At 77.2% G+C, this 10,894-nt stretch carries 1 protein-coding gene; it reads right to left on the minus strand.

Going from position 1 to position 10,894, the window contains the following annotated elements:
* Positions 1–76: 76 nt before the first annotated feature.
* Positions 77–10,891, minus strand: coding sequence for a type I polyketide synthase (locus RM812_RS11330; RefSeq protein ID WP_311572330.1), 10,815 nt, complete (start codon positions 10,889–10,891; stop codon positions 77–79).
* Positions 10,892–10,894 lie beyond the last annotated feature (3 nt).

Consider the following 10,894-nt stretch of genomic DNA (forward strand, 5'->3'; position numbering starts at 1 on the left):
TCGCCGGCAAGCTCGGCTACACGGCGATGTCCCTCTACCGCTATGTGCCGAGCAAGGAGCAACTGGTCGACGTCGTCTACGACCGCGCCCTGGGAGCGCCCCGCCCCCCGCCGGACGGCTCCACGGCCCCGTCGGCGGACCCGGCGGGTTCCATCGCGGCGGTCAGCTCCAGCAGGCGGTCGAGCAGCCCCGCGCTCCGCAGCCGGTCCAGCGGGATGGACGCCAACGACGCCCGTACGCCCGCCTCGTCGGCCTCCTCGGGTGCCGTCCGGCCCGGAGCCTCGGCGGCCTCGGCCGGCTCGTCGGGGACGAGCTCGTCGGCCAGGTGGGCGGCCAGGTCCCGGGGCGTGGGGTAGTCGAAGATCATCCCGGCCGGCAGCTTGAGCCCGGTGACCAGGGTGAGCTTGTTGCGCAGGCCCACGGCGGTCAGCGAGTCGAAGCCCGCCTCGTTGAACGGCCTGTCCAGGTCGATCTCCGAGGGGTCGGCGAAGCCGAGGAGGCCGGCCGCGTGGGTGCGGACCAGTTTCAGCAGCGCAGGCCTCCGCTGGTGCGGCGCCATCGCGGCCAGTTGCTCGCGCAGCGACCCGCTCTCCGCCGGGGCCGTCCCCGCCGTACGCCGTGGGACGGCGGTGCGGACCAACCCGGCCAGCAGCCCGGGCGTCTCCTCCGGCGGCAGTCCGGCCAGCACCCCGGTGTCCAGCTTGATCGGCACCAGCACCGCCCGGTCGAGGCCGTTCGCCGCGTCGAACAGCCTGAGCCCCTCGGCCGTGCTCAGGCCGCCGATACCGGTCTTGGCGATGCGGGCGGTGTCGGCCGCGGCGAGCCCGTCCGCCATGCCCTCGGCCGCGGTGTCCCACATGCCCCAGGCCAGCGAGACACCCGGCAGTCCGGCGCCCCGGCGGCGGGCGGCCAGCGCGTCCAGGTAGGCGTTGGCCGCCGCGTAGCTGCCCTGCCCCGGCCCGCCGAGCAGCCCGGCGGCCGACGAGAACAGCACGAAGTGGGTCAGCTCCAGGCCGGCGGTCAGGGCGTGCAGGTGCGAGGCGGCGTCCACCTTGGGGCGCAGGACCGCCGCCACCCGCTCCGGGGTGAGCGAGGTGATCACGCCGTCGTCCAGGACTCCCGCGGTGTGCACCACGGCCCGCAGCGGATGCGCCGCGGGGACCGCGCCGAGCACGGCGGCCAGCGCCTCCCGGTCGGCGACGTCGCAGGCGACCCGGGTGACACGCGCGCCGGCGGCGGTCAGCTCCGCGTCCAGCCCGGCGGCGCCCGGCGTGTCCGGGCCGCGTCGGCTCGCCAGCAGCAGATGCCGTACGCCGTGCGCGGTGACCAGGTGCCGGGTGACCGCGCTGCCCAGGGCGCCACCGGCGCCGGTCACCAGGACCGTGCCCTCGGGATCCCAGCCGGAACCGGTGGCGGGCGGCGCGGCGACCCGGGCGAGCCGGGGGATGCGCAGCGTGTCGCCGCGCATCGCCGCCTCCGGGGCGCCGGAGGCGAGCGCGGCGGCCAGCCGGGCCGGACCGGGCAGCGGGCCGTCCGGGTCCAGGTCCAGCAGCACGATGCGGTCCGGGTGTTCGGACTGCGCCGCACGGACCAGGCCGTGCACCGCGGCACCGACCGGATCGGCCGTCTCCCTGCCGTCGACCGCCACCGCTCCCCGGGTGAGAACGGCCAGCCGGTGCTCGGCAAAGCGCTCGTCCGCCAGCCGGGCGGCCAGCACCGCCAGCACCCGGACCACCTCCTCGTGCACCGGCTCCGGACCGCTTTCGGCGGTATCGTGCGGGGCGCCGCACGGCAGCAGCACGGTGCCCACCGCCGAGGCCGGGTCGGCCGTCGGCGTCAGGCCGAGCGCCTCGGCCAGGCCCCAGCCGTCGGTCCCGACCACGCTCCACCCGGCCGGCACCGGGGCCGGGGTCAGCGCGGCACGCTGCCACTCGACCCCGAAGAGGGTGTCGGCGGCCGGCGGTGCGGCCGTCCCGGGTCTCGTGAGCGCGGCCGGACGCAGTCGCAGCGCGCCCACCGAGAGCACCGGCTGCCCGCTGGTGTCGGCCACCTCCAGCGCGCTGCTGCCGCTGCCGAGCGGGCGCACCCGGACACGTACCGCCGCGGTACCGACCGCGTGCAGCGCCACCGACTCCCAGGAGAACGGAAGCACGGGCTCGTCCGAGGCCGTCCCGCTGAAACCGATCGCGTGCAGCACCGCGTCCAGCAGGGCCGGGTGCACACCGAAGCGGTCCGCCCCCGGCTGCGCGGCCGGCGGCAGTTCCACCTCGGCGAACGCCTCCTCACCGCGCCGCCACACCGCGCGCAGCCCCTGGAACGCCGGGCCGTAGCGCATGCCCCGCTCCGTCAGCGAGGAGTAGAGGCCCTCCAGCGGGGCGGGCTCCGCGCCGGCCGGCGGCCAGGAGGTGAGGTCGCTGTCGAACGGGGCGGACCCGGCGGCCGGGTCCGGGGCGAGGAAGCCGGTGACGTGCCGGATCCACGGCTCGCCCTCCCGCGCCCCCTCGATCCGGCTGTGCACCGTGAACGGACGGCGGCCGCCGTCCGTGGCCGCCTCCAGCGCCACCTGGAGGCGGACGCCTGCGCGGTCCGGCAGCACCAGCGGCGCCTCGGTGATCATCTCCTCCAGTCGCGGGCAGCCCACCGCGTCCCCGGCCCGGATCGCCATCTCCACGAAGGCGGCGCCGGGGAAGAGCACGGATCCGCCCACCACGTGGTCGGCCAGCCAAGGGTGGCTGCCCACCGCGACCCGCCCGTTGAACAGCAGCCCGCCGGCCCCGGCCAGCTCGGTCGCGGCGCCGAGCAGCGGGTGCTCCTCGGGGCCGGACCCGCCGGACCCCGCGTCCAGCCAGTAGCGCTGCCGCTGGAAGGGGTAGGTGGGCAGCTCGACCAGCCGCCGGGTCGTGAAGATCCCCGCCCACTCCGGTTCCAGACCGCTGGTGTGCAGCACGCCCAGCGCCGCCAGCGCGGCCGCCGGCTCCGGCAGGTCCTTGCGCAGCATCGGGGTGACCACGGCGTCCGGCACCCGCTCCTGCACCGTCTCCTGGACGAGCGCAGCCAGGGTCCCGCCCGGGCCCAGCTCCACGAAGCGGGTGACGCCGTGCTCCTCCAACGCCCTCACGGCGTCGTGGAAGCGCACCGGCTCACGCACCTGCCGGACCCAGTGGCCGGGCGTGGTCAGCTCCTCCCGGGCCGACTCGCCGGTGACGGTGGAGAACAGCGGGATGCGCGGCTCGGTGCAGGACAGCTTCCCGGCGACCTCCGCGAACGCCGGCAGCATCGGTTCCATCAGCGCCGAGTGGAAGGCGTGCGAGACCCGGAGCCGCCTGGTCCGCGCGAAGCGCTCGGTGAGCGGCTCGACGGCCTCCCGCGGACCGGACACCACCACCGCGGTCTCCGCGTTGACGGCCGCGACCGAGACGCCCCCGGGCAGCACGGCCCGCACCTCCTCCTCGGTGGCGGCGATCGCCAGCATCGCCCCGCCGGCGGGCAGCGTCTGCATCAGTCCGCCCCGGGCGGCGACCAGCGCGCAGGCGTCCGGGAGCGAGAGCACTCCGGCCACGTGCGCGGCGGCGATCTCGCCCACGGAGTGGCCGGCCACCGCGTCGGGGGTGATCCCCCAGGACTCCAGCAACCGGTGCAGCGCCACCCCCACGGCGAACAGCGCGGCCTGGGTGAAGACCGTCTCGTCCAGCCGGGCGGACTGCGGCGTGCCCGGCTCGGCCCACATCACGTCGGTCAGCGGCGCCGGCAGGCGGGGGTCGAGCTCCGCGCGCACCGCGTCCAGCGCGGTGGCGAACACGGGGTACGCGGCGTACAGCTCCCGGCCCATGCCCGGGCGCTGGGAGCCCTGGCCGGAGAAGAGGAAGCCGGTGCGTCCGCCGCCGCGGGCGACGCCCCGGACCGTGCCGGGGGCGTCCTCCCCGTCGGCGACCGCCATCAGTCCGCGCAGGAAGTCGGGAACGCGGGCGCCGACCACCACCGCGCGGTGCTCCAGCGCCGCGCGGGAGACCGCCAGCGAGTAGCCGGTGGCGGCGAGGTCCCGGTCGGGGTCGTCGTTGAGGTGGGAGAGCAGCCGCTCCGCCTGCGCGGCGAGCGCCGCCCGGGTACGGCCGGAGAGCACCCAGGGCACCGGGACGCCGGACGGGGCACCGTCCGGCTCCCCTTGCGGTGCGGCCCGGTCGCCGGCGGGCGGCTCCTCCAGGATGACGTGGGCGTTGGTGCCGCTGACACCGAACGAGGAGACGCCGGCGCGGCGCGGACGCTCCCCGCGCGGCCAGGCCTCCGCCCGCGTCAGCAGCCGTACGTGGCCCTGCGACCAGTCCACCTCGGGCGAGGGCTCACTCAGGTGGAGGCTCCTGGGGAGCGTCTCGTGGCGCAGCGCCAGCACCATCTTGATGATTCCGGCGGCGCCGGCGGCGGCCTGGGTATGGCCGATGTTCGACTTCACCGAACCGATCCGCAGCGGGCGGTCGGCCGGCAGCTCCCGGCCGTAGGTGGCCAGCAGCGCCTGCGCCTCGATCGGGTCGCCGAGGCGGGTGCCGGTGCCGTGGGCCTCGACCGCGTCCACGTCGGCGGCGGTGAGCCCGGCGTTGGCCAGCGCGGCCCGGATGACCCGCTGCTGGGAGGGGCCGTTGGGGGCGGTGAGGCCGTTGGACGCGCCGTCCTGGTTGACCGCCGAGCCGCGGACCACGGCGAGGACGGGGTGGCCGTGGCGCCGGGCGTCCGACAGCCGCTCCAGCACCATCAGACCCACCCCCTCCGACCAGCCGGTGCCGTCGGCGTCCGCCGAGAACGCCTTGCACCGGCCGTCCGGGGCGAGCCCGCCCTGCCGGCTGAACTCCACGAACGTCTCCGGTGTCGCCATCACCGCCACACCGCCGGCCAGCGCCAGGGAGCACTCGCCCGACCGCAGCGCCTGCGCGGCGAGGTGGAGCGCCACCAGCGACGAGGAGCAGGCGGTGTCCACCGAGACCGCCGGTCCGGCGAGACCGAAGGTGTAGGCGATCCGCCCGGTGACGATCGAGCCGGAGCTGGCCGCGCCGACGTAGTCGTGGTATTGCACCCCGGCGTAGACGCCGGTGTCACTGCCACGCAGGGAACGCGGGTCGATACCGGCCCGTTCCAGCGCCTCCCAGGCCGCCTCCAGCAGCAACCGCTGCTGCGGGTCGATCAGGGCGGCGTCCTTGGGCGCGACGCCGAACAGCCCGGGGTCGAAGTCGCCCGCGTCGTGGAGGAAGCCGCCGGTGCGGACGTAGCTGGTGTCCGGTCGCAGCCGCTCGGGGTCGTACAGGCCCTCCACGTCCCAGCCGCGGTCGGCGGGGAAGTCACCGATGGCGTCGGACTCCTCGGTCAGCAGCGTCCACAGGTCCTCCGGGGAGGAGACCCCGCCGGGAAGCCTGCAGGCCAGCCCGACCACGGCGATCGGCTCGTCCGGGCCGGTCACGGCGGCCCGCGCGCCCGCGCCGGACGCCGGGGCCGTGTCCGGCGCGCCCTCGGCGCGCAGGAGTTCGTCGAGCAGGTGGCCGGCCAGGAGTGCGGGGGTCGGGTGGTCGAAGATCAGCGTGGCCGGCAGCCGCAGACCGGTCTCGGCGGCCAGTCCGTTGCGCAGCTCGATCGCGGTGAGCGAGTCGAAGCCCAGGCGCTGGAACTCCAGCCCCGGGTCGATGTCCGCGGCGGACCCGTGCCCCAGGACCGAGGCGGTGCGGCGGCACACCGCCTCCCGGAGGAACGGGCCGCGTTCGGCCTGCGGCAGCGCGGCGACGACGGCCGCGAAGGAGTCCGCCTCCGGCGCCGGTCCCTTCCCGGCCGAGGCCGCGCGAGCGGCGGGGCGGCGGCCGGTGCCCACCAGGCCGCGCAGCGGGGCGGGTGCCTCCGTCCCCAGGTCGCGCAGCGCGGCCAGGTCCAGCCGGACCGGTACGGCGGTGGGGCCGTCGGCGCACAGTGCGGCGTCGAGGAGGGCGAGCGCCTCCTCGGTGGCCAGTGGTGCCAGCCCGCCGCGGGCGTGGCGGCGCAGGTCGCCGGCCGCCGGCGTCCCGCCCATCCCGCCGGCCTCGCCCCACAGGCCCCACGCGAGGGAGAGTGCGGGCAGGCCGGCCGCCGCGCGGCGTTCGGCGAAGGCGTCCAGGAAGGCGTTGGCGGCGGCGTAGTTGGCCTGTCCCGGCGCCCCGAGCACCCCGGAGACCGAGGAGAAGAGGACGAAGGCGGACAGGTCCAGGTCGCGGGTCGCCTCGTGCAGGGTGAGGGCGCCGGCGACCTTGGGGCGCAGCACCTGCGCCAGCCGTCGCGGGGTGAGGGAGGTCAGCAGCGCGTCGTCGAGGACGCCGGCGGCGTGCACCACCGCGGTCACCGGGTGCGTACCGGGTGTTCCGGCCAGGGCGGCGGCGACCTGTTCCGCGTCGGCGACGTCACAGGCCGCCGCGCGCACCTCGGCGCCGAGCGCGGTGAGTTCGGCGACCAGGTCGGTCACGGCCTCCGGCCCGCGGCGGCCGAGCAGCAGCAGCCGGCGTACGCCGTGCCGGGTGACCAGGTGCCGGGCGACCAGAGCGCCGAGGGCGCCGGTGGCACCGGTGATCAGGACCGTTCCGGTGCCGAACGCGGGCGGGGTGTCCCCGGCGGGCGCCGGGGACACGTCGCGGACCAGACGGGCGGCGTACGCGGTGCCGGCCCGGGTGGCGACCTGCGGCTCTCCGGTAGCCAGGACGGCGGCGGCGGCCTGCGCGGCGACGGGGTCCGCGGTGCCGGGCTCCGGCTCGTCGGGGTCGGCGTCCCAGAGCACCAGGCGGCCCGGATGCTCCGCCTGGGCGGCCCGGACCAGTCCCCACACGGCGGCACCGGCGAGGTCCTCGGCGGGGCGGTCGCCGACGCCGACCGCGCCCCGGGTCAGGACGAGCAGCGGGGTGGCGGCGGTGGAGGCGTCGGCCAGCCAGGCGTGCAGGGCCTCCAGCACCCGGCCGGTCGTCGCGGTGACCGCGGCGGCGTCCTCCGCCGCGCCCGCGGCGGGTACCGGCTCCCCCGGCGGGACGCGCAGCAGCACGGCGTCGGCCCCTCCGGCCGCCCCGGCCACCGGGGCGCCGGGCCGGAGTTCACCCAGCCGGAGCTCCGCCGGGACGGAGGGGGCCGGCAGGGCCCGCCACCGCAGCCGGTGGAGCGGACCGCCCGCCGCCGCGCTGCCGTCCGCCGGGCCGAGCGGGCGGAAGGCGCCGGCCTCGATGGTGGCCACCGGGGCGCCGGTGGCGTCGGCGACCGTCACCGCGAAGGTCTCCGGTCCTCGGGGGGTGAAGCGGATGCGCAGGGCGTCGGCGCCGTGGGCGTGGAGCTCCACACCGGACCAGGAGAACGGCACCAGCCCGACGCCGCCGTCCCCGTCGCCGGCCGCCCGCAGTGCGTGGCTGCCGGCGTCCAGGGCCGCGGGGTGGAGAGCGAACCACTCGGCGCCGTGCGGGACGTCCTCGGGCAGCCGGACCTCGCCGTAGATCTCCTCGCCGCGCCGCCAGGCGGCGTGCAGGGCGCGGAAGACGGGGCCGTACTCCAGTCCGGTGGCGGCGAACTCGTCGTAGAGCCGGTCGACCGGGACCTCGGTGGCCTCCGGCGGCGGCCAGGTGGTGAGGGCGTCCCCGGGCCGACCCGTGGCGGGCTGCACGGTGCCCTGCGCGTGGAGCGTCCACGGCAGGACGCCGCCGTCGTCGCCCTCGGTGTCCGCGGCACCCGCCCGGGAGTGGACGGTGACCGGCCGGCGTCCTTCGGCGTCGGCCGGGCCGAGTGCGACCTGGACGGCGACCCCTCCGTGGCGCGGCAGCGGCAGGGGGGCGCTGAGCGTCAGCTCCTCCAGCCGGCCGCAGCCGACCTGGTCGCCCGCCCGCAGAGCGAGTTCGACGAAGGCGGTGCCGGGCAGCATCGTGGTGCCGGCGACCACGTGGTCGGCCAGCCACGGCTGGCGGGCCGTCGACAGCCGGCCGGTGAGCAGGACGCCGTCACCGTCGGCGAGGGTGATCGCCGCGCCGAGCAGGGGGTGGCCGGGGACGGCCAGGCCGGCCGCGGTGACCTGGTCGCGCGCCCCGCGGCCGTCCAGCCAGTAGCGCCGGCGCTGGAAGGGGTAGGTGGGCAGCGGCACGGCCGTGGCGCCGTAGCCGTCCAGCAGCCCGCCGAGGTCGACGTCCGCGCCGCTGACGAACAGCCGGGACAGCGCGGTGATCAGCGCCTCCGCCTCGGGGCGGTCGGTACGCAGCAGCGGGAGCACGGTGGCGGGTTCACCGTCCTCCGCCAGGCAGCCGGACACCAGCCCGGCGAGCACGCCGCCGGGCCCCACCTCCAGGAAGCGGGTCGCCCCGGCCTCCCGCGCGGCGCACACCCCGTCGTGGAAGCGCACCGTCGCGCGCACCTGCCGCACCCAGTACTCGGGGGAGCACAGCTCCTCTGCGGTGGCCACCCGGCCGGTGACGCCCGAGACCACCGGGAGCCGGGGGGCGTGGTACGTCAACGACCGCGCGACCTCGGCGAACCGGTCGAGCATCGGTTCCATCAGCGGCGAGTGGAAGGCGTGCGAGACCCGCAGCCGCCGGGTGCGGCGCCCGTCGGCGGCGAACCGCTCGGCCACCGCGGCGACGGCGTCCTCGTGGCCGGAGACGACCACCGCGCGGGGACCGTTGAGGGCGGCCAGGCCGGCCCCCTCGGTGAGCAGCGGGCGTACTTCGTCCTCGGTGGCCTCCACCGCGACCATCGCACCGCCGGGGGGCAGCGCCTGCATCAGCCGGCCGCGGGCGGCCACCAGTGCGGCGGCGTCGGGCAGCGAGAGCACCCCGGCCAGGTGGGCGGCGGCGAGTTCCCCCACGGAGTGGCCGACGAGCATGTCGGGCGCGACCCCGCAGGACTCCAGCAGACGGTGAACCGCGACCTCCAGTGCGAAGAGCGCGGGCTGGGTGTGGCCGGTCCGGTCCAGCGGGGCGTCGCCGGCCGGGTGCTCTCCGTCGGCGCCGGGGGCGGGCTGGTCGAGCAGCAGGGGGCGCAGCGGTCGGTCCAGCAGCGGGTCGAGGACCTCGCAGACGGCGTCCAGTGCCTGGGCGAACGCCGGGAAGGACGCGTACAGCTCCCGCCCCGCGCCGGCGCGCTGGGATCCCTGCCCGGACAGGAGGAAGGCGGTGAGTCCGCCGTGCGGCTCACCGGTGATCAGCCCCGGTGCCGGGGCGCCGTCGGCCAGCGCGGTGAGCCCCTCGGCGGCACAGGTCCCGCCGGTGCCCCCGGGCACGGGGGCGAGCAGCACCGCGCGGTGCCGCAGCGGGGAGCGTCCGCGGGCCAGGGAGTGCCCGAGGTCGATGAGGCCGGCGTCCGTCACGGCCGGTGCCGCGGCCAGGCGCGCGGCCTGGGCGCGCAGCGCGGCGGGGCCGGCGGCCGAGACCGGCAGCGGCACCGGGAGGCCGGCCGGCCAGGTGGGAACGGTGGCGGGCCCGGCCGGGGCCGACGCGGGCTCGGGTGCGGGTGCGGACCCGGGTGCCGGTGCCGGTGCTGACTCCACGATGACGTGGGCGTTGGTGCCGCTCACGCCGAAGGAGGAGACACCGGCCCGGCGCGGGCGGTCGCCCTCGGGCCAGGGGCGGGCCCGCTCCAGCAGGCGCACCGATCCGGCGGCCCACTCCACCTCCCGGGTGGGCGCCGACACGTGCAGGGTCCGTGGCAGGACGCCGTGGCGCAGCGCCATCACCGTCTTGATGACCCCGCTGATCCCCGCGGCGGCCTGGGCGTGGCCGATGTTCGACTTCACCGAACCCAGCCACAGCGGGCGCTCGGGGTCGCGGTCCTGTCCGTAGGTGGCCAGCAGCGCCTGCGCCTCGATGGGGTCGCCGAGGCGGGTGCCCGTCCCGTGGCCCTCGACCGCGTCCACATCGGCCGGGGAGAGCCGGGCCCGGGCGAGCGCCTGGCGGATGACGCGCTGCTGGGAGAGGCCGTTGGGGGCGGTCAGGCCGTTGGAGGCGCCGTCGGAGTTGACCGCGGACCCGCTGATCACCGCCAGGACCTCGCGGCCGTTGCGGCGGGCGTCGGAGAGCCGCTCCAGCAGCACCAGGCCGGCGCCCTCCGACCAGCCGGTGCCGTCGGCGTCGTCGGAGAACGCGCGGCAGCGCCCGTCCGGCGCGAGTCCGCGCTGCCTGCTGAACGCCTGGAAGGGCGAGGGCGTCGCCATCACCATGACACCGCCGGCCAGCGCCAGCGAGCACTCCCCGGCCCGCAGCGCCTGGGCGGCGAGGTGGAGGGCGACCAGCGAGGACGAACAGGCGGTGTCCACGGTGAGGGCGGGGCCCTGCAGGCCGAGGGTGTAGGCGATCCGGCCCGAGATCACCGAGCCGGCGGTGCCGGTGCTGAGGTAGTCCTCGGCCACCTCGGCCATCCGGTCGGGGGCCACCTCGTCGTAGTAGTCCTGGCTGCCGCTGCCGACGAAGACGCCGACCCGGGACCCGTTCAGGGAGTGCGGGGCGATACCGGCGCGCTCCACGGTCTCCCAGGCCAGTTCCAGCGCCAGCCGCTGCTGCGGGTCCAGCGCCAGCGCCTCCCGCGGCGAGATCCCGAAGAAGGCCGCGTCGAAGTCGCCCGCGCTCCGCAGGAAGCCGCCCTGCGCGACGTAGCTGGTGCCCGGCCGGTCCGGGTCGGCGTCGTGCAGCGCCTCGGCGTCCCAGCCGCGGTCGGTGGGGAACGGCCCGATGGCGTCACGCTCCTCGGCGACCAGCCGCCACAGCTCCTCGGGGGACGTCACGTCACCAAGGTCGCCGGGGTAACGGCAGCCCATCGCCACCACGGCGATGGGCTCGTGCTCGGCGTTCTCCAGCTCGCGTACGCGTTCCCGTGTCTGGTGGAGGCTCGCCGTCACACGCTTGAGATAGTCGACGAGTCTTTCTTCGTTAGCCATCAA

The organism is Streptomyces lancefieldiae, assembly GCF_031845825.1.
Taxonomy (GTDB): Bacteria; Actinomycetota; Actinomycetes; order Streptomycetales; family Streptomycetaceae; genus Streptomyces; species Streptomyces lancefieldiae.

Coding starts and splice junctions, on each gene's coding strand:
- RM812_RS11330 (WP_311572330.1), bottom strand. CDS start 10,891: ATGGCTAACGAAGAAAGACTCGTCGACTATCTCAAGCGTGTGACGGCG.